Raw genomic sequence first — 23,857 nt, forward strand, 5'->3', positions numbered from 1 at the left:
CCCGCCCATGATTTCGCTCATCGCGCCTCCAAGGCGTAGCCGACACCGTGCACCGTGCGGATCAGGTCGGCACCGAGCTTGCGGCGCAACGCCTTCACGTGACTGTCGACCGCGCGGGTGCCCGCCGCGTCCGCCCAGTCCCACACGTCTTCGAGCAGCCGTTCGCGCGCCAGTACCGCCCGGGGCCTGCGCGCCAGGCGGACCAGCAGATCGAATTCGAGCGGGGTGAGCCGGGCCTCGTCGGCGCCCCGCCACACGCGGCGTTCGTCCAGGTCGATGCGCAGGTCCCCGACGACGATCGCCGCGTCCGGGCGGTCGCTCGCCCGCTCCACGCGCCGCAGCAGCGCGTGCACGCGGGCGGCCAGCACCCGCATCGAGAACGGCTTCGTGAGGTAGTCGTCGGCGCCGACGCCCAGGCCGACGAGCTGGTCGGTCTCGTCGGTGCGGGCGGTGAGCATCAGCACCGGCAGCGCCCGCCCGGACTGGATGCGGCGGCACACCTCGAATCCGTCGAACCCGGGCAGCATCACGTCGAGCACCACGAGGTCGGGTTCGTTCGCCTCGACCGCCGCCACGGCCCCCGGCCCGTCGTGCGCGAGGTCGACCGCGTACCCCTCGGCCCGCAACCGCGCCGCCACCGATTCGGCGATGGTCACCTCGTCGTCCACGACGAGCACTCGCCGTGTCCGCTCACCCGCCCCGCTGTTGTCCATGACCGGAACCCTAGCCACCCACTGTGGAGAGATCCCGCGCCAATTGTGGAGATTCCGTGGGGGACGGTGACGCCGACACCGATGGCCGCGCGGTGTTCGTGTCGAATTACGGTGCGCTCGTAGGCCGGAGCGCGGCGAGAACGTCTACGCCCCGGTCGCGCGGGCCGCGAGACGGTCACGTGGAGTGCGGTAGCCGGAGCGGCCCCGCCCGGAGAGCCGGGCGGGGCCGAACCTGCGTCGCGATTACGCCACCGGCCGGGGTTCGTGGTCGATCCCGGCGTGCTCCGCACCGCGCCGGAACCGCAGCAGCCGCAGCGCGTTCGCGACGACGAGCAGCGTCGACCCCTCGTGGATGAACACGGCCGGGCCGATGGGCAGACCCATGAGGGTGGCGGGGACCAGGATCGCGACGATCAGCAACGAGAACGCGAGATTCTGGCGGATGACGCGCGCCGTGCGCCTGCTCAGCGCCACCGCGAACGGCAGGCGGCCGATATCGTCCACCATGAGCGCCACGTCGGCCGTCTCCAGCGCCACCGCCGAACCGCCCGCGCCCATCGCGATACCCACCGACGAATTCACCATGGCGGGTGCGTCGTTCACGCCGTCGCCCACCATGGCGGTGCCGTCGCGGCCGCCGAGCCGGCCGATCATGCGCACCTTGTCCTCGGGCAGCAGCCCGCCGTGCGCGGCGTCCAGGCCCATGCCGGCGGCCACGGCGTCGGCCACGCGCTGGTGGTCGCCGGAGATCAGGACGATGTCCTCGATGCCCAGCTCGCGCAGCCGCGCCACCACCGGCGCCGCTTCGGCGCGCGGGGTGTCCATCACGCCGACCACGCCGAGGTAGACCCCGCCCTGGCGCACGATCATGATGGTGCGCCCGGCCGCGTGCAGGTCGTCGGCGACGCGCGCCACCTCGGCGGGCACACCGTCGGTCTCCAGTTCGGCGAACAGGGTGAGGTTGCCGATCTCGGTGGCGTGCCCGTCGACCAGCGCGGTCACGCCGCGACCGGTCACCGAGTGCACCGCCGACGCGTCACGCGCGGTGCCGACCAGCGGCGCGAGGTCGCGGGTGAGGGCGGTGGCCAGCGGGTGGTCGCTGTAGGACTCGACGGCGTGCAGGGTGTCGATGAGGTCGGCGCGCCGTTCCGGACGCAGCGCCACGATATCGGTGACGCGCGGCTGCCCCCAGGTGAGCGTGCCGGTCTTGTCGAACGCCATCGACCGCACCCGCCCCAGCGTCTCCAGCGGCCCGCCGCCCTTGGCCAGCACCCCGGCCTGCGCGGCCCGCGCGACACCGGCCAGCACCGCACTGGGCGTCGCGATCGCCAGCGCGCACGGGCTCGCGGCGACCAGCACCACCATCGCGCGGTAGAAGCTGTCGGCGAACGGCTCGCTCAGCGCGAGCACACCGAACCCGAGCACGGCGGCGACACCGGCCAGCACGGCGGGCACGTAGAACAGCTGGAAGCGGTCGATGAACCGCTGCGTCGGCGACTTCTGGGTGTCGGCCTCGCGGACCATGGTGATGACGCGCGCCAGCATGCTGTCCGACGCCCGGCGGGTGACCAGCACGTCCAGCGCGCCCGACCCGTTCACGGTGCCCGCGAACACCCGGTGCTCTTCGGGCACCGCCCGCCCGTCCACCGCCGCGCCCGCCATGGGCGCCTTCGCCACGGGAATGCTCTCGCCGGTGACCGAGGATTCGTCGATGGCGCTCTCGCCCGCGACGACGATGCCGTCGGCCGCCGGACGCGCGTGGGGCAGCACCACGATCACATCGCCCACGGCGAGCTCGTCGACATCGACCTCGCGCACCTCCCCGTCGTCGCCGCGCACCAGCGCCGTGCGGGGCGTGAGCTCGGCCAGCGACTCGATCGAGCGCTTGGCCCGCCCCATCGCGTATTCCTCCAGCGCGTGGCCGAGGCTGAACAGGAACAGCAGCACCGAACCCTCGGCCCACTTCCCCACCGCCGCCGCGCCGACCGCCGCCACCAGCATGAGGAAGTCGACCTCGAACCGCCCGCGCCGCACCGTCTCCACCGCCGTGCGCACGGTGAAGTATCCGCCGAAGAAGTAGGTCGCGGCGAAGAACACCAGCGGCACCCACGACGGCGCCGACAGCAGATATTCCGCCACCATGCCCGCGGCGTAGGTGACACCGGCCGCGAGCGCGAAGATCAGCTCGCCGCGTTCCCCGAGGAGCGAGTGCCCGTGCGCGTGGCCGGGCTCGTGCGTGGTCCCTGTCATACCAGCATCATATGCATAGATGGCTATGTTTGCATAGCTCTGTCATCCCGCCGTCCCCTGCGGGCAACATCGCCGCAATCGATCCGCCCTAGCGTGGCGAAGGTCCCCAGAAAGGAGACCCGCCCGTGGACACCACCGGCCTACCCCGCTCCTTCGGCGCGCACCTGCCCGAGTGGGTGCTCGAGGAGATCGCCGCCACCCCCGCCACACTGCGCACCGACGCCGACCGCATGGCCCTCGTGCACCGCCTCGCCGCGCGCAACCCCTTGGAGGGGTCGGGCGGCCCGTTCGCGGCGCTGGTCGTGGACAGCGACACGGGCGCACTCGTCTCCGCCGGGGTGAACCTGGTGCTGGCCAGCGGATTGTCCGTCGCGCACGCCGAGGTGACGGCGCTGTCGCTGGCGCAGGCCCGGGTGGGCGGATGGGATCTCGGCGCGGCGGGCGCGCCCCGGCGGGAACTCGTCGTCAACTGGCGACCCTGCGCGCAGTGCTACGGCGCGGTGCTGTGGTCGGGCATCCGGCGGCTCGTCATCGCGGGCGAAGGCCCCGAACTGGAGCAGCTCACCGGCTTCGACGAGGGACCCATGCGCGAGGACTGGGCCGAACAGTTGCGGCTGCGCGGCGTGGAGGTCGTCACCGGGGTGCGGCGGGCCGAGGCGCTCGAGGTGTTCGCCGAGTACGGACGGATGACGGTGGAACGCGGGCTGACCGTGTACAACGCGCGAGGGGCGGGGTAAGTCGGCGGACGACGAGAGGGTCGCGTCCCGTTTCGGCGGATCGCCGGGTGGGAACACCTACATCAGTGACGTTCGGCACGCCGGTCATGCCGTCCTGTGCGAGTGACCGCTCGGAACGGATGGGTGCCACATCGAGACCGCGTCGCCATCCGATCGTGCCCCGAACGCGACGCCCACGTGACCACTCCGTGTATCCCGCAACCCGGCGATTCCTCCGAATCACCTGCGGCAGTGGATGATCCACGAGCACAGGCGCCCCGATCGGGTCGCCCGTTGCAGCTCGACATCACTCGCCGCGATCTCCGTCTGCCCGCATCGGCACCCTGCGTACCCTGACTCAGCCGATCGGAGTTTGCCGACGCGATGCTGGCAGCGGTCGGGCCAAGGAGGCGCCATGAGCACCCTGTCTCCCGACGGCTTGCGGACCGGATTCACCGGCACCGTATTCACCCCAGAGGATCCCGGCTACGACGACGCCCGCGTTGTCTACAACGCCATGGTCGACCGCCGCCCCGCGGTGATCGCCCAGTGCGCCACCCCCGACGACGTGCGCGCCGCCCTCGCCCACGCCCGGCGCGAAGGGCTCGAGGTCGCGGTGCGCGGCGGCGGCCACAGCGTCACCGGCGCCTGCCTCAGCGACGGCGGACTGGTCGTCGACCTGCGGCGCATGAACCGCGTGACCGTCGACCCCGCCGCCCGCACCGCCGTCGCCGAGGGCGGCGCGACGTGGGCCGATTTCGACCGCGCCTGCCAGCCCCACGCACTCGCCACCACCGGCGGCCGGGTCTCGACCACCGGCGTGGCCGGACTCACCCTGGGCGGCGGCTCGGGCTGGTTCGAACGCCGCTTCGGCCTGGCGTGCGACAACCTCGCCTCCGTCGACCTCCTCACCGCCGACGGCGACGCGATCACCGCGAGCGCGACCAGCCACCCCGACCTGTTCTGGGCCCTGCACGGCGGGGGCGGCAACTTCGGCGTCGCCACCCGGCTCACGTTCCGCTTGCATCCGCTGCCGGTGTGCACACTCGCCCTGCTCCTGTGGCCCGCCGACCGCGGACCCGAAATCTCCACCGCGTACCGGGATCTGCTCGAGCGCGGCGTCCCCCTCGAGCTCGGTGGCGCCGTCGCCTACCTCACCGGGCCGCCCGAGGACTTCGTCCCCGAACCCCTGCGCGGCGAACGCGTGGTCGCCTGCATCGGGACCTACGCGGGCACCGAGGCCGAGCTGCGCGAGGTGATCGCGCCGCTGCTCGACCTCGCGCCCCCGGGCGCCATGATCGCCGAAATGCCCTACACCGACCTGCAATCCGCGCTCGACGATCCGCCGGGCAACCGCAACTACTGGTCCGGCCAGCACCTCGCGGCCCTCACCGACGACGCGCTACGCCTGTTCGACGCGCAAGGGCAGTCGATGCCGTGCCCCGGTTTCACCCAGCATCTGCTGGCACCGTGGGGCGGCGCCGTCGCCGAGAACGCCGGGTACTGGCCGCAGCCGCACCGCAGCGCGGGCTGGGTGCTGCACCCCTTCGGCATGTGGGAGGACTCCGCCGAGGACGACCGCGTCATCTCCTGGGTCCGCGACGCCACCGCCGCCATGCGGCCGTACTCGACCGGCGCGGTCTACCTCAACTTCATCGGCGACGAAGGCATGGACCGCGTCATCGCCGGCTACGGCCGCGAGAACTACGCGCGCCTGGCCGCGGTCAAGCTCGAATACGACCCGCGCAACGTCTTCCACCTGCATCACAACATCGACCCCGCCGCCGCGACGGCGCAGCCGTGAGCGCGACGCGCCGCGCGGCGTTTCCCGTCCTGCTGTTCGCGGTGCCGGCGCTCGTCGTCACGCTGCTGCCCGTGCGCGCGCAGGCGGTCACGCCCGATGTCCCGCTGGGTGGTGGATCGGGTGTCGTGTTCGGGTACCGCGCCGTCTGCACGCTCACCGCGATCGGGCACGACCGCGAGGGCAGGCTCGTCGGGCTCACCGCCGGGCACTGCACCGAAGTCGGCCAGCCCGTGCACGCCGAGCACGCCACCCACGCCGGTGTGATCGGCACCGTGGTCGCGCGCCAGCTCGCCGACGACTGGGCCGTCATCGAGTTCGACGCCGCCCGCGTCGCGCCGCGGCGGGAGGTGGCGGGCACCGTCATCACCGGCATCGGCGGGCCGCCGGAACCCGGCGACGTGGTGTGCAAGAACGGGCGCACCTCCGGCCACAGCTGCGGGGTGGTGTGGGATCGGCACGACTGGTGGTTCCGCAACCAAGTGTGTTCGCAGCCCGGCGATTCCGGCGGACCCGTCACGGTCGGTGACCGGCTCGTCGGCATGAACGTCGGCCACATCCGCGTCGACGTCCTGGGCGTCACCGTGTTCGACATCGCCTGCCAGCATCCGGCGGTGTCGGTGCACGACCCGGCGGTCGCCACCCACATCGGGCGGGTGCTCGACGCCGTCGACCGCACCGGCGGGGTGGGCGCGGGCTTCCGCCCGCTGTGACACACGTGGCCGTGAGTCCCCGGCGCTCGTAGGATGTGGCTGCGCCGCAGCCGAACCCGCAGGAGCACACCGTGGACTCGACACCCGGATACCCCTTCGCCCGCTATGTCGCGCTCGGCGACAGCCAGACCGAAGGCATCGGCGACCCCGACGGCGCGGGCGGGCACCGCGGCTGGGCCGACCGGTTCGCCGCCCTGCTCGGCGCCGGCACACCCGCGCTCGGCTACGCCAACCTCGCCATCCGGGGTAGGCGCGCCGGGCAGATTCGCGCCGAACAACTGGAACCCGCGCTGGCGTTGCGGCCCGATCTGGTCACCGTCATGGCGGGGATGAACGACATCATCCGCCCGCGTTTCGACCGGGCCGCGCTGCTGGCCGACCTGCACGCCATGTTCGCCGCGCTCACCGCGACCGGAGCGCGGGTGGTGACGTTCACCTACCCCGATATCGGCGGCGTCGCGCCGTTCGTGCGACCGCTGTCGCCGCGCGTGCGGGAGGTGAACGCCGAGATGCGCCGTCTGGCCGCCGAATACCGGCTCACGCTCGTGGATTTCGAACCGGTCGCCGCCACCACCCACCCGCTGGTCTGGTCCGAGGACCGCCTGCACCTGAGCCCGCTCGGCCACGACCTCGTCGCCCGCGCCGTCGCCGACACCCTGGGCGTGCCGGGCGCGGACGCCACCTGGCGCGACCCGCTGCCGGTGACCCGTCGCGGCGCGCGGGAGATCCTGGCGACCGAGTTCACCTGGGCCGCCAACCACATGCTGCCGTGGGTGGCGCGGCGGATTCGCGGACAGTCGTCGGGGACGGGGATCGAGCCGAAACGACCCGAATTGCGGCCCCTCGCGGCGAGTTGAGGGGGATTCGGGCGGAATTCGGGCGGTGGGGTGTGCAGTAGAGGCGCTTCATGCGGCGGCTCACTGTGACGTCGCGGGCCTTGCCGACGATCCGGTAGGCACGTGTGTCGTGAGCCGCGTCGGTGAGCCGCCGAGTTCGCACCGGATGCGCGGGCGACGAGTTCGTGGACCCGCCGAAGTCGGGCCGCCGGGCAGGGCGGCCAGCGCGTCGGCGATCCGGGACTCGAATACGCCGGTCATCGGAGGCCGTCCGAGAGGGTCTGCCATCGCGCCGTGGCGGCGGACGCTACTCCGCTCGGGTGCGGAGTTCACGCGAATTACCGGCGCTCGCAGGCGGCGAGTGCCGCCGGGTGCCGAGGACGGTCCGTCAGGCATGGTTCCCAGCCGGTCTGCCGTTCAACCCGCCGCGCTCGGAGCCGGCCAGCTGTTCGCGTGCCGGTCGAGTGGAGGCCGGCCAGTCGCCTGTCCCGGGGGCGAGGGGTGTCACCGCGCGGCACACGGTCGCTCCCCTCACCGGTGACTCAGGCCCGACCCTACGACGGGCGGTAGTATGAACCGGTGCATTCACCGGCGGAGGTAGCGGCGCGTTGGCGCGGTGCCTTCGTGGGCGCGTCGTCCGGGGCGGTCAGTGTGGCGGCGCACGCGCTCGGCGGGGGTGTGGTGGCGCCCGGTGAATCGTCGGCGGCGCTGTTGATCGGGGCGTGTGCGGCGGTCGGCATGGTGGTCGGGTCACTGCGGACCCGCAACGGGCTCCTCGAGCTCATGGCGCTGCTCGCGCTCGGGCAGGCGGTCGCGCACACCGCGCTCACCCTGCCGCCCGAACACCACCACGGCACCCACGCCACCTCGGTGATGCTGCTCGCCCACCTCGCGGCCATCCCGGTCGGCGCGATTCTCATCCGTGGCGCGGAGACGGCGCTCGCGCGGATCGCCTCCAGCGTGCGGCGAGTGGTGCGCGCGCTCGCGGCGAGTGGTGCGCCGGTCGTCCCGCTTGCCGTAGCTCCCCTCGCGCCGGGCACTCGGCCCGCCGCGCGACACCTGCTTCTCAGTTCGGGGCTCGGTACCCGAGGTCCACCGGTCAGGGTGTAGTTCCTCTTCCTCCCACCGGCCGACTCTTCGACGCGAGCCAACGAATCGGCATGCGGCGCAGACTCGCACGTCGCGCACCCCAGCGCGGCGCGCAAGCGACGGCAACGGCAACGGCAACGGCAACGGCAACGGACCAGCGGCGCGCAACGAACGGTCTCGCGTTCCGCGGACCGTCACGGCCGCATCGGCACAAACCACGTAGCCGAGCGCGCGGGCACCGACCCCTTCCTCGCGGCCGTGAATCGACGACGTCCGGACCGGGGCTGCCCGATGTTGCGTCTCACCGAACCAACGCGTGGTACGGGCCGACCAACGCCCGGGGCTGCGCAGCCCTAGGCCGGATCGGGTTCTCGACCGCGTCGACCGGCGGTGCACGCACAGCGGGCAAGGCGACCCGGCGTTCAGGGCCCGACGCCCACCGCCGGATCGCGACCTCACGCCCGAACGCCAGCCCCGCGCGATCCCGGACCACCCCGCGCGAATCCAGGCGGAACCCCACCCACCTGCACAACCTGAAACTGGAGCACACCATGTCTTCACCCCTCACCCGCCTCCGGCGGGCCGCGGTCGCCCTGGCCGCCACTCCCCTTCTCCTCGTGGCCTGTTCGTCCACCGACGACGCCGCCCCCACCACGGCCGCCGACGCGGTCACCATCCGGGAGCAGTGGATCAAGGCCGCCGAGAGCGACATGTCGGCGGCGTTCGGCGAGCTCGCCAACGGCGCCGATCGGGATCTCACCATCGTGTCCGCGACCAGTCCGGCGTCGGCCACCGTCGAACTGCACGAGGTCGTCACCGACGACAGCGGCGCGAAGGTGATGCGACCCAAGAAGGGCGGCTTCACGATTCCCGCCCACGGCGCGCTCGCGCTGCGGCCCGGCGCGGATCACATCATGTTCATGGGGCTCAACGGCCCGCTGCGCACGGGGTCGGAAACCCCGGTCACGCTGACCTTCGACGACGGCTCCTCGATGACGTTCACCGCCCAGGTGCGCGACTTCCCGGGCAACCAGGAGAACTACGTGCCCGACGAGGAGCACGGCGCGTCCGGCTCGGCCCCCGCGCACGGTGGCTGAGGCGAGCACGTCGCGAGGTCTGTCGCGGCGGCGTCTCCTGGGTGGGGGCGCCGCCGCGGCGGGCGCGGCCGGGCTCGGTGCGGGCACGCTCGCGCTGACCGGCCGCGACACCGCCGCCACGCCGCCCGCCCTCGCGACGGAACCCTTCTACGGCGTGCACCAGGCCGGCATCGCGACCGCGCCGCAGACCCACGCGGCGTTCGTCGGCCTGGACCTGCGCCCCGGCGTGGGCCGCGACGACCTCGCGGGCATCCTGAAGATCTGGACCGCCGACGCCGAACGTCTCACCCGCGGCGCGCCCGCCCTCGCCGATACCGAACCCGAACTGGCGCAGCGCCCGTCGCGGCTCACCGTCACCGCGGGGTTGGGGCCGGGGGCGTTCACGGCGGCCGAGCTCGAGCACCACAAGCCCGCGTGGCTGCGCCCGCTGCCGCCGTTCTCGGTGGACCGGCTCGACCCGGCGTGGAGCGATGGTGATCTGCTGCTCCAGGTGTGCGCGGAGGAGCCGACGGCGGTCGCGCACGCGGTCCGCGTGCTGTGCCGCAGCGTCGTCTCGCTCACCGCGGTGCGCTGGGTGCAGCGCGGGTTCCGGGACGCGGCGCCGGGCCGGACCCCGCGCAACCTGATGGGCCAGGTGGACGGCACGGTGAACCTGACCCCGGGCACGTCCGAATTCGACCGGCTGGTCTGGGACGACGGCGCGGCGCAACCGTGGCTGGCAGGCGGCACCTCACTGGTGCTGCGCCGGATCGCGATGACGCTGGACACGTGGGACGAGATCGACACGGATGCACGGGAATTCACCGTCGGCCGCCGGCTCGCCGACGGCGCACCGCTGGGCGGCACCCACGAGTTCGACGAACCCGATTTCGCCGCGGTGGACGCCAACGGCATCCCGGTGATCCCGCCCGGTTCGCACATCGCCCGCGCCCGCCATACCCACGACGGGGAACGGTTCCTGCGCCGCGGATACAACTACGACGACGCGCCCGCGCCGGGCACGACGTCGAATTCCGGGTTGCTGTTCACCGCGTATCAGCGGGACGTGGACGCGCAGTTCGTGCCGGTGCAGCAACGGCTGGCCGACTTCGACGCGTTGAACGTGTGGACGACGCCGATCGGGTCGTCGGTCTTCGTGATCCCGCCCGGCGTCGCGGCGCCGGGCGGCTATCTCGGGCAGACGCTGTTCGAATCCTGATCCACCCCGGGGCCGGGGGCTGTGAATCCGGCCCCGGGGCGCGATCAGGACCAGAGGGCGGCGATGAAGACGTTGACGATGCCGAGTCCGCCCGCGGCGTGCGCCATCCACGGCACATCCTTACCGCGTTTGGCGTCGGCGTGCGCGATCTCCGCGAACGCCGCGACAGCGAACGCGACGATCAGCTTCACCCCGATCTTCACCATGTTCAGGTCCTTGTCGAGCGAGCCGATCGATTCGGCCATCCCGACCAGGACCAGTCCGGTGATGATCTGCGCCCGCGCGCCCCACACCATCACCTCGTTGACCTTGGGTTGCCCGACGGCATACCCGCCGACCAGAGCGGCCATCCCCAGCAAATGCGTGACGACCACGACGTTGTAGACGAATTCCATGAACCCACACGCTAGTTGATCTCCGGCCCGCCTACTACACAACGTCGTTATTCCGACCGCAATCCCGGACCGACCACCGCGTCCGGTCACCGCTGCGGGCGCACGTCCAGAAGCTGCTCGGAGAACTCACCGAACCTGAGACTCGTTGTGCGCCACCCGCACACCGTGGTCCAGGAGAACTGGCCGCAGGCTCAGGCGGCCGCGCCGGTGACAGCGGCTACGCGGCCTGAACACGCCAGCGCCCCGGTGACCGGGGTTGGTCACCGGGGCGCCGACGCACCGCCTACGAGCCGCTGAGGCTGGACGAGCCCATGCTCAGCAGTTGCAGGATGTTCTGGATGATGTCGCATCCACCCGGCGCGCCGATCGGGAACTCGACGCACGCCGCCACCGGAGTGGCCGGGGCGGTGCCCGCGTCGGGCGCGGCGTGCGCCGTGGCCGCCGGGGTGAGCGCGAGCGCACCGGCGAACGTGGCGGCGGCGATTGATCGTTTCATCGAAACTTCCCTCTACTCTTGATTATTCGTCCGGCCCGACTACCCGGGACAGTGCCGATCACGCTATGCGGGCACCGCCCCGACCCCCAGACCCCGTTTCCACGGCCCACGGCACCGGGGGCAGCACCCGAGTGCCCACGGTGATCGCGCTCGGCGATACCGTGGGGGCATGAGGATCGTGGCCACTGTGCTGTCGTTGCCCATCGCCGACCCGCAACGATCGTTGCGCTTCTACCGTGACGGGCTCGGGCTCGAGACGCCGGGGATCGAGGAGGGGATTCTCGCGTTCGAATTGCCGAACCTCTCGCTGTTCCTCATCGCCACCGACGAATACGCCGCCTACGCGTCGCGGGCGGGCGTGCCCGGTGTCCGGCCGGTCTCGGGAGCCTGCATCATTTCGTGCGCCATCGGGACCCGGGCCGAACTCGACGACATCCTCGCCCGCGCCACCGCCGCGGGCGGTGCGGTCCCCCATCCCGCTACCGAACAGGACGGCAGCTACATGGGCTATTTCTCCGACCCCGACGGGCACGTCTGGGAACTGTCCTCCAACGCGCACACCGCGGCCGCCGCCGCGCGCTAGCGGGGTGGGCGCGCCCGCCGACCACGTGCCCGACTCCGGTCCCGGAACCACGCCCGCCACCAGGGATTTCACACCCACCACGGACGCCGGGCACCGGAGTTCGTGATTCCTCCAAAGCTTCCCCGCCGTCCCGAATGCCGCGCTTACGTTCCCTTTCGTCCGACGACAACGGCGAAAGGCAGGACAGATGACGATCACTCGGGGCGAGGCCGCGCGCACAGCCCTCGCGGCCGCGCTCGCGACCGCCGCGCTCAACGGCACCGCAGTCACCGCGAGCACCGCCCAGGCGGCACCGGCATGCAGCGACATCCATGTGGTCGCGGCGCGCGGCACCAACGAGATGGGCGGGTTCCTGAGCCGGTACAAGCTCGGCACCGTCGTCGGCAATCCCGTCTACGCCGCCATCGACGACAAACTGAACGTCCGCACCGACGCCTACCGGGTGGAGTACCCGGCGTCGCTGAACCAACCGGCATCTGTGCAGGCGGGCAACCGCGATCTGGTCGACCACGTGGTCGACCAGGCCGCGGCCTGTCCCGATCAGAAGTTCGTGCTGGTCGGCTACTCCCAGGGCGCCAACGTGGTGGTGAACTCGCTCGGGATCAGTAGCGAGGGCGCCAAGGTCGGCGGGCCGATCGTGGCCACCCTGCCCGCGTCGGTGGAGCCGCGGATCGCGGCGGTGCTGCTGTTCGGCAACCCGATCCGGGAGCTGGGCAAGCGCGTCACGGGCACCTACGCCGAGCGCACCTTCGACGTCTGCAACGACAACGATCCGGTCTGCGATCCGCGCGGTTCGAACTGGAACGTGCACCTGCAATACAAGCGCCACGCGGGCGACGCCGCGAACTTCGTCGCCGCGCGCACCTGATCCCTCGTCACGCCTTTTCGCGCACGCGGTCGGTGATCCAGGCGGCGATGCGCGCGCGATTGGTCATGCCGAGTTTGGCGAGGATGTTGCGCACATGGGTGTCGGCGGTGCGATGGGCCATGGCCAGCCGGTTCGCGATCTCCCGGTTGGTCAGGCCCAGCGCGACCAGTTCGGCCACCTCGAGTTCCCTGGCGGTGAGCGGTTCGGCCTCGGCCGCCGGGGGCTCGTCCTCCCCCAGGGCGTAGCGGCGCGCCCGGTCCAGCGACATCGCCCGGCCGGCCGCGAAGTGCTCGGCGAAGGCGGCGTCACCGAGCGCGCGCAGGTTTCCGTCGCGGCACTGGGTGTAGGGCACCACCAGGATCACCTCCGGGTCGGCGCCCAGCATCTCCCAGCAGGACGCGGCCGCACCCGACAGCCGCGCCGACCGCTCGTATTCCCCACGCAGGCAAGCGATCCAGGACAGCGATTCGATGTGGTAGGCGTCGCCGAAGCGGCTGTCGCGGCGGATCGTCGAGGCCAGGCCCTGCCGCGCCGCGCGCTCGGCGTCGTCGTGGTCGCCGCGCGCCAGATGCGTCAGGCACAGCGCGAAGAGCAGCACGTCGCGGTAGTAGGTGTCGCCGCACCGTTCGCAGTCGGCCACGGCCGCGTCCAGCACGCGCAGGCTCTCGGCGGAGTCGGTGGTGATCGTCGCCAGCGCGAGCAGGTTCGCCGCCGCCACCGCGAACCGGAGATCGCCGAGCTCCCGGAACCGGTCCATCGCCACCGCCGCGAGCTTCGCGGCGGGTGCGTTGTCGTTCACGATCTTGGCGGCGTGCGCGCCCACCGCCATGATCATCGCCTCGGTGTGCGCGTCGCCGGGGGCGAGCGCCTCTTCGGCGCGGGCCAGGCGCGCGTGCGCGTCGTCGAGGTCGGCCAGCCACAGCGAATGCCACGCCGCGACCGCCTCGGCGTACGCGCGCTCCGGGTGTTCGGGCGAGGCCGCCGCCAGCGCCCGGTCGAGCCAGGCGCGGGCGGCCCGGTTCGCGCCGCGCAACGTCCAGTACTCCGGCACCCGGCACGCCATCGACAGCGCGAGGTCCGCGCCGCCGGGCTCGCTCAGCGAATACTCCAGTCCCACAAGCAGATCCGCGTGGTCGCGGCGCAGCCGCCACACCCAGTCGAGCTGGGCGGCGCTCATCCAGCCGTCGTCGGCGGCGCGCACCACCCGGTGGAACCAATCCCGGTGACGCCGCGCCACCCCGTCCAGCTCCCCCGCCGCGCGCAGCTGTTCGAGTCCGTATTCGCGGACCGGTTCGAGCATCCGGTAGCGCAACACGGCGTCACCGTGGCGTTCCAGGAGGGACTTGTCGACCAATCCGTCGATCGTGTCGACCACCACGGCCGCGGTGTCGCCGCACAGGAACTCGGCGGAATCGAGCGCGAACGAGCCGGCGAACGCCGCCAGGCGCCGCCACACCGCGCGCTCGACCTCGGTGCACAGGTCGTAGCTCCAGTCCAGGGTCGCGCGCAGCGTCTGCTGCCTGGGCGAGCCGGTGCGGCTCGCGGCCGTCGACAGGGCCAGCTGCCCCGACCACCGCTCCAGCGCCTGGCGCGGTGACAGCGACCGCATCCGGGCGGCGGCCAATTCGATGGCCAAGGGCACGCCGTCCAGAGTCCGGCACAACCGCACCACGTCCGCGCAATTGGCCGCGGTGAGGGTGAACTCCGAGGACGCGGCCCGCGCGCGGTCCACGAACAGGCGGACCGCGTCGAAGGTCCGCGCCCGGGCGGGCGTGCCGGTCTCGTCGGCGGGCACCGGCAGCGGCGGCACCCGCACCACGTGCTCGCCCGGGACGCCGAGCGACTGCCGCGACGTCGCCAGCACCGTGACGCGCGGGCAGTCGGCCAGCACGTCGGTGACGAACTCGGCGCACGCCATCAGCACGTGCTCGCAGTTGTCCATGATCAGCAGCACGTGGCGCTCGCGCAGGTACCCGAGCACCCGTCCGGTGATCGATTCGCCCGACCGCAACCGCAGATCGAGCCGGTCGGCCACGCTGGCGGCGAGCGCCGCGCCGTCGGCGAGTTCGGCCAGCTCCACGAACACCGCCCCGCCGGGATAGGCGCGCCCGATCTCCCCGGCGACCCGCCGCGCCAGGCGCGTCTTCCCGATGCCGCCGCATCCGGTGAGCGTGACCAGTCGCCGGTCCCCGAGCAGGCGGCGCACCTCCGCGGCCTCGTCGCGGCGGCCGACATAGCTGGTCGGCTCCGCGTCGGGCAGCTCGCGTGTCATGCGCCGTGCACTCCCTTCGCTCCCCGCAACACCTACCGCCCACGGCCACCGGGCGGCCGGCGCAACGGCATCGTACTGCGCCGACATGCCCCGCCAGGGGCGAAACCGGGCGCTCGGTTCCGGCCACCGCTGCCGATGCCTACGGCACCGGCCTACGCAGAAATGCCGATACCGCCGCGGACTCGCACCGGGCACGCTGAAACCGCAGGTAGCTGAGAGGAGTCCGTCATGGCGCCGATGTCCGCCGCACCCACCGCCCTCGTCGATGTCCCCGAGTCCGTCGAGGCCACCATCGAGGAGTGCCTGCGCCGGGCGGCCGGGCCGGGCGTGCCCGCCGACGACCTGCTGGACGAGGCCGTGGAGCGCTGGATCGACCACGGCGTCGCCCTCGAGACGGTGCTGGCCTCGGTGCACGAAGCCATCCGCGCCCGCCTGCGCACCGCACCGGCCCACCCCGGCGACGCCGAACCGCTGGATCTACTGCGCGGCACGCTCGACCTGCTGGACGAGACCACCGCACGGATCTCGGGCGCCTACCTGCGCAGGCTGGACGCGGCGCCGGAGCAGCCACGGCCCGGATCGAGGACCTTCGCCGCCGCGCTGCTCGCGGGCACGGCGACCACCGCCGTGGCGCGCCAGTGCGGGTGCCACCTGGCCGACGAGTACTGGATTCTGGCCCTCGCCCGCCCGCGGTTTCCCGCGGTGCCGCGCCCCGGCATCGACCCGCGCGTCTGGGCCGGGCGGGTGTTGCGCGCCCTCGATCTCGAGCTCTCGCGACAGTTCCCGGGCCGCGGCGCCGCCGTGCTCTCCGCCGACGGCGGCACGCTACTGCTGCCCGCCGCCGACTGCGACGACGCCGACCTGGAGATGCTGGTGCGCGGGCTCACCGGCGCCGCCGAGCTGCCGCTCACGGTGGTCGCGCTGCGGGCCGCGACCGCCGAGATCCCCGCCGACTCCGCCGTCGCGCACGACATGCTCGACATCGCCCTGCGCCTGGGCCTCCCGGCCCGCGTCCACCGGTTCGGCGATCTGGCACTGGAGTACCAGCTCACCCGCCCCGGACCGGGCCTGGAGACGCTGGCCGCCCTGCTCGACCCGCTCGACGACCAGCCCGAACTGCTGGAGACCCTGGGCTGCCACATCGCCACCGGACTCAACCGCAAACGCACGAGCCGCATGCTGCACCTGCACGTCAACTCGATCGACTACCGCCTGCGCCGGATCGCGGCCCTCACCGGGCTCGAGGCGGGCAAGTCCGACGGACTCTGGTATCTGCGTTCGGCGTACGTCGCGCACAGCTACCGGCAGTCGGCGGCACCGTTCCCGTACGACCATCGGACGAACACGGCGCACCTCGAACCGGTGTGGGCCACGGACTGCGCGTGAACCGTCACCAGGGCGACTGACTGTGCTCGACCCGAAGAACTCCCGGAATCCTCCCCGCCGACGCCGCTGCGATCGGCCCGCGCCACTGGGCGTCGGCGTAGGGCCGTCGATAGCGATCGCGACGATGCGCCGGCGCCCCGCGGCAGTCCACTCACCGCCCTCGTAGGCGCGGCGCGCGGCCGCCGCGACCTGGACCAGACCGACGCGGGCGCACGCGATTTCGCGCCCGGACGGTAACGGGCGCAACCGATCTCACACCAGATAGGACCGCAGCGCGGCGCGGGCGTGTGTGCGCAGGGGCCGGTCGGCGCGGGTGCCCGGGGCCGTGAGAATGCCGCGCACGTGGACGCGGAACTGCTGGTCGGTCATGCCGAAGGTGACAAAGATGTCCTCGGTGCCGGGTCCCCCGAACGGCTCCCAGATGAGCGCGAAGTCCAGGACGGCCAGATCGTCGGGTTCCACCCCCACCTTCCTTCCGCGCGGGGCATCACCGGAGATTGTGTCCCGCGCGGGTTACCGCAATGTGGCGGCGCGGCTAACCCGCCCGCACATCACCGGGGTGATCCCCACCGGCGTCCGCGCCACCAGTGACCCGGGCAGGGGTCGGAGCGCTCGCCGAGGGCGTTCAGTAGGCGAGGTTCGAGGCCGGGCGGCGGCGGGTGCGCGTCGAGGATCGCGAGGACGGCCATGATGTCGTGGACGGTGGCGACGACGGCGTCGAATTCGGCGGCCGCGTAGGGGCCCGCACGGTCGCGGAGCAGTTCGATGGCGACGCGTTCGGCCGGGCTCACCGCGTCGAGGGCGTACGGGTAGGCGAGGTCGAGCAGGTCGGCGGGAGTCATCGAGGGGCGCCCTCGGCGAGCGCGGCCGCCAGGCGGGCGAGACCGTCGCGGATGCGGGACTTCACGGTGGGCAGGGGCGCGCCGAGCTTCTCGGCCACCTCGGCGTAGGTCAGGCCGCCGTAGTAGGCGAGGGTGACGGCGTCGTATTGCAGCGGGGTGAGGGCGTCGAGTCCGCGCAGTACCGCCTGCTCGTCGAGACGCTGTTCGACGGTCTCGCTCACCACATCGTGCTCCCGGCCCAGGTGCACGAACCCGAACACGACATCGCGCATCCCCGCGGCGCGGTCGGAGCGGATGCGGTCGACGGCGCGACGGTGGGTCAGCATCATCAGCCAGCCCACCGGGCCGCACATCCGCTCGTCGTAGCGCGCGGCGAACGACCACACCTGCAGGTAGACCTCCTGGGTGATCTCCTCGGCGACGGTGCGGTTGCGCGTCATCCGCAGCGACAGCCCGAAGACGCGGTGGCTCGTCTGCCGGTAGAACTCGGTGAACGCCCGCCGGTCGCCGTCGCCGATCGCGTGCACCAGCGCGATGAAACGCCGCGACGGGCTCTCGTCGCGGGTGGGCGCGCCACGCCCCGTGCGATCCGACGCATCCTCTTCGGCCGGGCGGATCTCGCGCTCCAGCACCGCGGCCGGGCTCTGCGTCGGTGTCATGATCGTTCGTTACCTCCGGGACGGGGGGCGGGGCCACGGATCGATCTCCCTGGGTCACCGGCCGAGGTCGGGAGGATTCGGCCGGTGACTTCCAGCGACGGGGCGGCTGAACCCCGTCCGGTGCCCGGTTACGTATCCGGTGGGCACCGCACAGGACTTCGCGCACACCACGCCGGGGGTTTGGTCCCGGACGAACATTTCCGCCGTCCGGTCGTGACCGAGAACACTCCTCGCCGCCAAACCGCGGGCGGTTTCCTATCGAAGTGGGGATATGCGAGCAGTTCGTGACAACGCCCCACCCGGCCGTGTGCCCGTCCCGCGCACGCCGTGGGCCCGACCGCGACGCCGAGCGGGGGCACCGTGACCCCGCTGCCCGCGCCCCGGGACATCGCCGTGATCGGCAGCGGTGTCGCCGGGCTCACCGCCGCCTATCTCCTGGCCGGGCACGACCGGGTGACGTTGTACGAGAAGGACTCCCGGCTCGGCGGCCACGCGCACACGCACGAGATCGAGTACGCGCCGGGGCGGCGGGTGTGCGTGGACTCCGGGTTCCTCGTGCACAACGACCGGACCTACCCCACGCTGCGGTGGTTGTTCGGCGAACTCGGCGTGGCGACCCGGGAGACCGATATGTCCATGTCGGTGCGCGCCGACGCCACCGGACTCGAATACGCCGGGGCCAGAGGACTTCCCGGCCTCTTCCCGTCGGTGCGCACGGCCCGCGATCCGCGCTACCTCCGGATGCTGACCGAGGTGCCGCGCTTCCACCGCGCCGCCCGCGACCTGGTGCGCCGGGCGGACGATGGCGTCACCCTGGCGGATTTCCTCGCGCGCCACCGGTTCAGCGCCTACTTCACCGACCATTTCGTGACGCCCATCGTCGCGGCGGTCTGGTCCTGCGCACCCGGCCTGGCCACGCGGTATCCGGCGCACTACCTGTTCCGGTTCCTGGAGCACCACGGGATGCTCACCGTGTTCGGCTCGCCGACGTGGCGCACCGTGATCGGCGGGTCGGCCCGTTACGTGGCGAGGATCGCCGAGACGGTCACCGAAATTCGCACCAACGCCACGGTTCTCGCCGTCGCCGAACGCGAGGAGGGCGTGGTGGTCGTGGAGCCGTCGGGCACGCGGCGGTTCGACGCCGCCGTCATCGCCACCCATCCCCGGCAGGCTCTCGACCTGCTGGCGGCGCCCTCGAACCTCGCCCGCGACGTGCTCAACGCCATGCCGTACTCGGTGAATCCCGCGCAACTGCACACCGACGAGTCGCTGCTGCCGAGGGCGCGGCGGGCGCGCGCCTCATGGAACTACCTGGTGCCGTCCGGCCCCGAGGACGGCGTGGTGGTCACCTACGACCTCACCCGGCTGATGGGGCTCGACCACATCGGCGACCGGCGCTTCCTCGTCACGCTCGGCGGCGCGCACCTGGTCGACCCGTCCCGGGTGATCGCCGAGATGACCTACGAGCACCCGATCTACACCCCCGAATCCGTTGCCGCGCAACGCCGTCTCCCCGACCTCGACACCGACCGGATCGTGTTCGCGGGCGCCTACCACGGCTGGGGCTTCCACGAGGACGGCGCGCGCTCCGGCCTGCGCGCCGCCGAACGCCTCGGCCTGCGCCGCCCTCCACCCGACCTCCCCGTCCGCGCGGACGACGGGCCTTCGCGGGCGCGCGGGAGGGGCTGCCCCCGGTCGGCGGCCCCGGTGGAGGCGCGATGACCGAACCCGCCCTCTACTTCACGCGCATCCACCACGCGCGCCGCGCTCCCGTGCGCCACGAGTTCGACTATCGCGGCTACAGCTGGTACTTCGACCTCGCGCACCCGCCGAAGGTCCCGCTGCTTCTGCGCCCGTTGGCAAGCTTCCGCGCCGAGGATCACCTCTTCCCGCCGTCCGGTAGGTCGCGGCGGCAACACGGTGGGGGCCGCCCCGACGACCTGCGCGCTCGGGTCGATGCTGTCCTCGCCGCCCACGGCATCCATGACGCCGGCGGGCCGGTCACCGCCCTCATGAACGCCCGCGTGTTCGGCTACGTCTTCGACCCGCTCACCGTGTTCTGGTGCCACGATCGGCGCGGTGACCTGCGCTGCGTCGTCGCCGAAGTGCACAACACGTACGGGCAGCGGCACGCCTACGTCGTCCAGCCGGACAAGCGGGGCCGCGCCGAGATCGACAAGGCTTTCCACGTCTCCCCGTTCCACCGGGTCGAGGGCCGCTACCGGCTGCGGCTACCGGAACCCGCCGACGCCCTCGACCTGCGGATCACCCTGCTCCGGGACGCGCAGCCCCCGTTCCACGCCGCGCTCACCGGCCACCGGCTGCCGGTGACGGCACGCACTGTGCTGCGCGCCAACCTCCGCGCCCCGCTCTCGCCCTTGCTCACCTCGGCCCGCATCCGCCGCCACGGCATCGCCCTGTGGGCGCGCGGGCTGCCGATCACCCCGCGCCCCCGCGCCGAATCACCGCTGAGGACGGCCCCGTGACCAGCTCCTGCCTCGACACCCACACCGGCGACCTGCTGCCGCCCGTCCCCGGCGGACCGCGCGCCCGGCTCCGCGCCGATGTCGCCGCGCTGCTGTTCCGGCGCGCGGTGGCGCGGCTACCGCTGCGCGTGGAGTTCCCCGACGGCACGGTCCTCGGCGCCGCGCACCCGGAACCGTTGCCGCGCATGATCCTTCGCGATCCGGACGCGTTCGTCGCCCGCCTCGGCACCCACGGCCTCATCGGGTTCGGCGAGTCCTACACGGCCGCCGAGTGGACCTCCCCCGACCCGGCGGACGTGCTCACCGTGCTGGCCACGGCTCTGACCCGGCTGATTCCCCGTCCGCTGCAACGGTTCCGGGCGCTGCTGCCCGCGCCGCCGGTGACGGAGACCGCCACGCAGGCCAACGCTCCCGGCCACATCGAGCACCACTACGACCTGTCGAACGAGCTGTTCGGGCTCTTCCTCGACGAGACCATGACCTACTCGTCCGCCCTGTTCGACGCCGACTCCGCGACCGCCACCTGGGAGGAGCTGGCCGAGGCGCAGCGCCGCAAGATGGACCGGCTGCTCGACGCCGCCCGCGTCGGGCCGGGCAGCCGGGTCCTCGAAATCGGCACGGGCTGGGGCGAACTCTGCGTCCGGGCCGCCGCGCGCGGTGCGATCGTGCGTTCGGTGACGCTGTCGCGCCGCCAACTCGACCTGGCGCGCGACCGGGTGGCGGCCGCGGGCCACGCCGACATCGTCGACATCGACCTGCTCGACTACCGAGACATACGCGGCACCTACGACGCCATCGTGTCGATCGAAATGATCGAGGCGGTCGGATACCGCCACTGGGCAACGTATTTCACGTGCCTGGACCGGCTGCTCGCCCCGGGCGGGCGGGTCGCGCTCCAGGCCATCACCATGCCGCACGACCGTATGCTCGCCACCCGGCGCACCTACACCTGGATCCAGAAGTACATCTTCCCCGGCGGTTTCCTGCCCTCCGTGGCGGCGATCGAACGAACAGCCCACGCGCACACCGGGTTACGGGTCCGAGACCGGTTCGACTTCGGCCCGCACTACGCCGAGACACTGCGACTGTGGCGGGAACGCTTCGACGCCCACGCCGCCCGGGTCGCGGACCTCGGCTTCGACAGCCGATTCCGCCGCCTGTGGCAGTTCTACCTCGCGTACTCCGAGGCCGGGTTCCGCTCCGGATACCTCGATGTCGCGCAGTTCGTGCTGGACCGTCCGGAGGAGCACCGGTGAGCGTCGCCCCTCGCCTCGAGAACGCCCTGCGCCCGCTGCTGCGCGGGCCGCTGCCGGTGCGCCTGATCGCCTGGGACGGCAGCGCCGCGGGACCGGACGACGCACCGGTGATCCGGGTGAACCGTCCCGAGGCGCTGCGCCGAATCCTCTGGCACCCTGGCGAACTCGGTGCCGCGCAGGCTTACATCACCGGCGCGATCGACGTCGAGGGCGACCTCACCGATGCCCTCGCCCTGGCCTGGCGCACGGTGCGGGACCGCCGCATCCCCGGGCTCCGACCGCTCGAGGTGGCCCGCCTCGCGGTCACCGCCGCCCGCCTCGCCGGGCTCGGCGCTCCCCCGCGCGCGCCGTCCACCCAGGTGCGGCTGCGCGGCCCCCGGCACCGGCCGTCCCGCGACCGCGCCGCCATCAGCCACCACTACGACGCGTCCAACGATTTCTACGCGCTGGTACTGGACCCGTCGATGGCGTACTCGTGCGGCTACTACACCCGCAACGTCCCAGGAACGCCCGCCGATCCCGGCTACGGCCTCGCCGACGCGCAGCGCGACAAGCTGGACCTGGTGTGCGGCAAGCTGGGTCTCACCCCCGGCGCGCGGCTCCTCGACGTCGGCTGCGGCTGGGGCGCGCTGCTGCTCCACGCGGCCGAGCACTACGACGCGCGGGCGGAGGGCATCACCCTCTCACGCGAACAGCAGCGCTACGTCGAACACCGCGTCGCCGAACGCGGACTCGGCGACCGCGTCCGAGTCCGGCTGCTCGACTACCGCGACTTCGACGGCACCGACTTCGACGCCGTCGCCTCCCTGGAGATGGGCGAGCATGTGGGACAACGCCATTACCCGCGCTACGCCCGCGCGCTGTTCGCGGCCGCCGCGCCGGGCGCGCCCGTCCTCGTGCAACAGATGTCGCGGCGCGGACGGCACCCCGGCGGCGGGCCCTTCATCGAATCGTTCATCGCCCCCGATATGGCCATGCGCCCGGTGGGCGACACGGTGTCGCTGCTGGAGGACGCCGGCTTCGAGACGCGCGACGTGCAGGCGCTGCGGGAGCACTACGTGTGGACCGCGCGGGACTGGTCGCGGCGCCTGGAGGAACGCTGGGACGAGGCCGTCGCACTGCTCGGCGTCGAAGGGGCCCGCACCTGGCGGCTGTATCTGGCGGGCGGTGCGCTCGCGTTCGCCGAAGGGCGGATGGGCGTGGACCAGATCCTGCTGCGCCGCCCGGGTGGCCCGCGCGGCGACCGGGCTGCGTGTGCGGAACGGGTGGTGGCGTCGTGAACGTTTCGTCGGCCCTCGTCCTCGCCGCCGCGTCCCTGCTGGGGCTCGCCGCGCTCCAGGCTGTCACCTTCGCGGTGGCGCGCCGGATCGGCCGCTACAACGTGGTGGACGTGGTGTGGGGGCTGGGCTTCGTGGTGGTCGCCGCGCTCGCCGCCCTCCTCGGGACCGCGCCGGTCGAACGTCGCGTCCTGCTGCTCGTCCTGGTCGCGGTGTGGGGTCTGCGGCTGAGCCTGCACATGCACCGGCGCACGGCCGGGCACGGCGAGGACCCACGCTACACCGCCCTGCTGGATCGGCACGGGCATTCGGCGGGCGTGGTGGTGCGCCGTATCTTCCTCACCCAGGGGCTCGCGCAGTGGGTGATCTCGCTCCCCCTCCAGGTGGCGGCGGTCACGGGTCCGGTGTCGGGCGTGGTCCGGCTCCTCGTGGTCGCCGGTGTGCTGGTCTGGCTGATCGGGTTCGTCTTCGAGGCGGTGGGCGACCGGCAACTGGCCCGCTTCCGCGCCGATCCGCGCCACCGCGGCACCGTGATGGATCGCGGGCTGTGGGCGTGGACGCGCCACCCGAACTATTTCGGCGACGCCTGCGTCTGGTGGGGCCTCTGGCTCGTCGCGGCGGCCGCCTGGCCGGGCGCCCTGACCGTCTTCGCTCCGCTGCTCATGACATACGTGCTGGTCCAGGGCACCGGCGCTCGGCTGCTCGAAGAGCACATGGCCGAACGCCCCGGCTACCGCGAGTACCAGCGCCGCACCGCGTACTTCTTCCCGCGCCCGCCCCGCCGGAGCCGGCCGTGACCAGCACGGTGGCCGAAGTGGCGGTCATCCGGCACCGAACGCCAGTAGTCTGCCAAGGAGGACGGACCCGAGCCGCCAGCAAGCCCGCCGTCGCGACGGCACCCGAGTCACCGCCGAGCTACCTCGA

23 protein-coding genes are annotated in these 23,857 nt (G+C 72.6%); 15 read left to right on the forward strand and 8 right to left on the reverse strand.

Going from position 1 to position 23,857, the window contains the following annotated elements; genetic code table 11:
* Positions 1-17: 17 nt before the first annotated feature.
* Both DFR74_RS08485 and DFR74_RS08490 read right to left on the reverse strand, forming a co-directional pair.
* Positions 18-713, reverse strand: a complete 696-nt coding sequence (locus DFR74_RS08485) for a response regulator transcription factor (RefSeq protein WP_113975013.1) — start codon at positions 711-713, stop codon at positions 18-20.
* Between the two features lie 243 nt (positions 714-956).
* Positions 957-2,963 carry a heavy metal translocating P-type ATPase gene (locus DFR74_RS08490; protein WP_067501201.1) on the reverse strand — a complete coding sequence of 669 codons (2,007 nt, stop codon included), beginning with the start codon at positions 2,961-2,963 and terminating at the stop codon, positions 957-959.
* A 125-nt stretch (positions 2,964-3,088) separates the two neighbouring features.
* Here DFR74_RS08490 and DFR74_RS08495 point away from each other — a divergent pair, with 125 nt between their 5' ends.
* The 7 genes from DFR74_RS08495 to DFR74_RS08530 all read left to right on the forward strand — a co-directional run bounded on the left by DFR74_RS08495 (position 3,089) and on the right by DFR74_RS08530 (position 10,413).
* Positions 3,089-3,700: a nucleoside deaminase gene (locus tag DFR74_RS08495; RefSeq protein WP_067501198.1), complete on the forward strand. Its 612-nt coding sequence runs from the start codon at positions 3,089-3,091 to the stop codon at positions 3,698-3,700.
* Between the two features lie 394 nt (positions 3,701-4,094).
* Positions 4,095-5,483, forward strand: coding sequence for an FAD-binding oxidoreductase (locus tag DFR74_RS08500; RefSeq protein WP_067501195.1), 1,389 nt, complete (start codon positions 4,095-4,097; stop codon positions 5,481-5,483).
* Positions 5,480-6,193 (forward strand): S1 family peptidase, encoded by a 714-nt coding sequence (locus DFR74_RS08505; RefSeq protein ID WP_113975014.1) that lies wholly within the window; start codon positions 5,480-5,482, stop codon positions 6,191-6,193. Before DFR74_RS08500 ends, DFR74_RS08505 begins: the two co-directional genes overlap by 4 nt.
* 71 nt (positions 6,194-6,264) lie before the next feature.
* Positions 6,265-7,050: an SGNH/GDSL hydrolase family protein gene (locus DFR74_RS08510; protein ID WP_067502036.1), complete on the forward strand. Its 786-nt coding sequence runs from the start codon at positions 6,265-6,267 to the stop codon at positions 7,048-7,050.
* Positions 7,051-7,608: 558 nt separating this feature from the next.
* A complete protein-coding gene (locus DFR74_RS08515) occupies positions 7,609-8,139 on the forward strand; it encodes a hypothetical protein (RefSeq protein WP_067501190.1) in 531 nt (176 codons plus the stop codon).
* A gap of 530 nt (positions 8,140-8,669) precedes the next feature.
* The gene (locus DFR74_RS08525) at positions 8,670-9,215 is read left to right on the forward strand and encodes a copper chaperone PCu(A)C (RefSeq protein ID WP_067501184.1); all 546 of its coding nucleotides are present in this window, start codon (positions 8,670-8,672) and stop codon (positions 9,213-9,215) included.
* Entirely contained in the window at positions 9,208-10,413 is a 1,206-nt protein-coding gene (locus tag DFR74_RS08530; RefSeq protein ID WP_113975015.1) for a Dyp-type peroxidase, read from the forward strand. The genes DFR74_RS08525 and DFR74_RS08530 overlap by 8 nt, the downstream gene beginning before the upstream one ends.
* A gap of 44 nt (positions 10,414-10,457) precedes the next feature.
* On the opposite strand, the gene DFR74_RS08535 is transcribed toward DFR74_RS08530, so the two are convergent.
* The gene (locus DFR74_RS08535; RefSeq protein WP_067501173.1) at positions 10,458-10,808 is read right to left on the reverse strand and encodes a hypothetical protein; all 351 of its coding nucleotides are present in this window, start codon (positions 10,806-10,808) and stop codon (positions 10,458-10,460) included.
* 283 nt (positions 10,809-11,091) lie between these two features.
* A complete protein-coding gene (locus tag DFR74_RS08540) occupies positions 11,092-11,304 on the reverse strand; it encodes a hypothetical protein (RefSeq protein WP_067501170.1) in 213 nt (70 codons plus the stop codon).
* A 169-nt stretch (positions 11,305-11,473) separates the two neighbouring features.
* On the opposite strand from DFR74_RS08540, the gene DFR74_RS08545 reads away from it, so the two are divergent.
* Together DFR74_RS08545 and DFR74_RS08550 are read left to right on the forward strand one after the other, a co-directional pair.
* Positions 11,474-11,887 carry a VOC family protein gene (locus DFR74_RS08545; protein WP_067501167.1) on the forward strand — a complete coding sequence of 138 codons (414 nt, stop codon included), beginning with the start codon at positions 11,474-11,476 and terminating at the stop codon, positions 11,885-11,887.
* Between the two features lie 187 nt (positions 11,888-12,074).
* On the forward strand, positions 12,075-12,755 hold the full coding sequence (locus tag DFR74_RS08550) for a cutinase family protein (RefSeq protein ID WP_067501164.1): 681 nt from the start codon (positions 12,075-12,077) through the stop codon (positions 12,753-12,755).
* A gap of 7 nt (positions 12,756-12,762) precedes the next feature.
* Here the strand turns inward: DFR74_RS08550 and DFR74_RS08555 are convergent, their stop codons facing one another.
* Positions 12,763-15,027 carry an ATP-binding protein gene (locus DFR74_RS08555; RefSeq protein WP_067501161.1) on the reverse strand — a complete coding sequence of 755 codons (2,265 nt, stop codon included), beginning with the start codon at positions 15,025-15,027 and terminating at the stop codon, positions 12,763-12,765.
* A gap of 228 nt (positions 15,028-15,255) precedes the next feature.
* Between DFR74_RS08555 and DFR74_RS08560 the strand changes: the two genes are divergently transcribed.
* On the forward strand, positions 15,256-16,413 hold the full coding sequence (locus tag DFR74_RS08560) for a PucR family transcriptional regulator (protein WP_067501157.1): 1,158 nt from the start codon (positions 15,256-15,258) through the stop codon (positions 16,411-16,413).
* Positions 16,414-16,665: 252 nt separating this feature from the next.
* Here the strand turns inward: DFR74_RS08560 and DFR74_RS08565 are convergent, their stop codons facing one another.
* The 3 genes from DFR74_RS08565 to DFR74_RS08575 form a co-directional block, all read right to left on the reverse strand.
* Positions 16,666-16,875, reverse strand: a complete 210-nt coding sequence (locus DFR74_RS08565; protein ID WP_067501154.1) for a hypothetical protein — start codon at positions 16,873-16,875, stop codon at positions 16,666-16,668.
* A gap of 89 nt (positions 16,876-16,964) precedes the next feature.
* Positions 16,965-17,255, reverse strand: a complete 291-nt coding sequence (locus DFR74_RS08570) for an RskA family anti-sigma factor (RefSeq protein ID WP_067501151.1) — start codon at positions 17,253-17,255, stop codon at positions 16,965-16,967.
* Positions 17,252-17,914 carry a sigma-70 family RNA polymerase sigma factor gene (locus DFR74_RS08575; RefSeq protein WP_067501148.1) on the reverse strand — a complete coding sequence of 221 codons (663 nt, stop codon included), beginning with the start codon at positions 17,912-17,914 and terminating at the stop codon, positions 17,252-17,254. The genes DFR74_RS08570 and DFR74_RS08575 overlap by 4 nt, the downstream gene beginning before the upstream one ends.
* A 360-nt stretch (positions 17,915-18,274) precedes the next feature.
* On the opposite strand from DFR74_RS08575, the gene DFR74_RS08580 reads away from it, so the two are divergent.
* Genes DFR74_RS08580 through DFR74_RS08600 form a run of 5 tightly spaced genes read left to right on the forward strand, consistent with a single transcriptional unit; the run spans position 18,275 to position 23,730 of the window.
* Positions 18,275-19,636: an NAD(P)/FAD-dependent oxidoreductase gene (locus DFR74_RS08580; RefSeq protein WP_067501145.1), complete on the forward strand. Its 1,362-nt coding sequence runs from the start codon at positions 18,275-18,277 to the stop codon at positions 19,634-19,636.
* Complete coding sequence (locus DFR74_RS08585; RefSeq protein ID WP_067501142.1) at positions 19,633-20,400, forward strand: DUF1365 domain-containing protein; 768 nt, start codon at positions 19,633-19,635, stop codon at positions 20,398-20,400. The genes DFR74_RS08580 and DFR74_RS08585 overlap by 4 nt, the downstream gene beginning before the upstream one ends.
* Positions 20,376-21,656, forward strand: coding sequence for a class I SAM-dependent methyltransferase (locus DFR74_RS08590; protein ID WP_084537160.1), 1,281 nt, complete (start codon positions 20,376-20,378; stop codon positions 21,654-21,656). Before DFR74_RS08585 ends, DFR74_RS08590 begins: the two co-directional genes overlap by 25 nt.
* Positions 21,653-22,936 carry an SAM-dependent methyltransferase gene (locus DFR74_RS08595; RefSeq protein ID WP_113975016.1) on the forward strand — a complete coding sequence of 428 codons (1,284 nt, stop codon included), beginning with the start codon at positions 21,653-21,655 and terminating at the stop codon, positions 22,934-22,936. Before DFR74_RS08590 ends, DFR74_RS08595 begins: the two co-directional genes overlap by 4 nt.
* Entirely contained in the window at positions 22,933-23,730 is a 798-nt protein-coding gene (locus tag DFR74_RS08600) for a DUF1295 domain-containing protein (RefSeq protein WP_067514534.1), read from the forward strand. Before DFR74_RS08595 ends, DFR74_RS08600 begins: the two co-directional genes overlap by 4 nt.
* Positions 23,731-23,857: the final 127 nt, after the last annotated feature.

The sequence above is a fragment of the Nocardia puris genome (genome assembly GCF_003315035.1).
Taxonomy (GTDB): domain Bacteria; phylum Actinomycetota; class Actinomycetes; order Mycobacteriales; family Mycobacteriaceae; genus Nocardia; species Nocardia puris.

What these genes read in the sequence shown, in the direction of transcription:
- DFR74_RS08500 (WP_067501195.1), top strand. Translation starts at nt 4,095, where the DNA reads ATGAGCACCCTGTCTCCCGACGGCTTGCGGACCGGATTCACCGGCACC.
- DFR74_RS08535 (WP_067501173.1), bottom strand. Translation starts at nt 10,808, where the DNA reads ATGGAATTCGTCTACAACGTCGTGGTCGTCACGCATTTGCTGGGGATG.
- DFR74_RS08575 (WP_067501148.1), bottom strand. Translation starts at nt 17,914, where the DNA reads ATGACACCGACGCAGAGCCCGGCCGCGGTGCTGGAGCGCGAGATCCGC.
- DFR74_RS08525 (WP_067501184.1), top strand. Translation starts at nt 8,670, where the DNA reads ATGTCTTCACCCCTCACCCGCCTCCGGCGGGCCGCGGTCGCCCTGGCC.
- DFR74_RS08485 (WP_113975013.1), bottom strand. Translation starts at nt 713, where the DNA reads ATGGACAACAGCGGGGCGGGTGAGCGGACACGGCGAGTGCTCGTCGTG.
- DFR74_RS08545 (WP_067501167.1), top strand. Translation starts at nt 11,474, where the DNA reads ATGAGGATCGTGGCCACTGTGCTGTCGTTGCCCATCGCCGACCCGCAA.
- DFR74_RS08490 (WP_067501201.1), bottom strand. Translation starts at nt 2,963, where the DNA reads ATGACAGGGACCACGCACGAGCCCGGCCACGCGCACGGGCACTCGCTC.
- DFR74_RS08560 (WP_067501157.1), top strand. Translation starts at nt 15,256, where the DNA reads ATGGCGCCGATGTCCGCCGCACCCACCGCCCTCGTCGATGTCCCCGAG.
- DFR74_RS08550 (WP_067501164.1), top strand. Translation starts at nt 12,075, where the DNA reads ATGACGATCACTCGGGGCGAGGCCGCGCGCACAGCCCTCGCGGCCGCG.
- DFR74_RS08540 (WP_067501170.1), bottom strand. Translation starts at nt 11,304, where the DNA reads ATGAAACGATCAATCGCCGCCGCCACGTTCGCCGGTGCGCTCGCGCTC.
- DFR74_RS08585 (WP_067501142.1), top strand. Translation starts at nt 19,633, where the DNA reads ATGACCGAACCCGCCCTCTACTTCACGCGCATCCACCACGCGCGCCGC.
- DFR74_RS08555 (WP_067501161.1), bottom strand. Translation starts at nt 15,027, where the DNA reads ATGACACGCGAGCTGCCCGACGCGGAGCCGACCAGCTATGTCGGCCGC.
- DFR74_RS08570 (WP_067501151.1), bottom strand. Translation starts at nt 17,255, where the DNA reads ATGACTCCCGCCGACCTGCTCGACCTCGCCTACCCGTACGCCCTCGAC.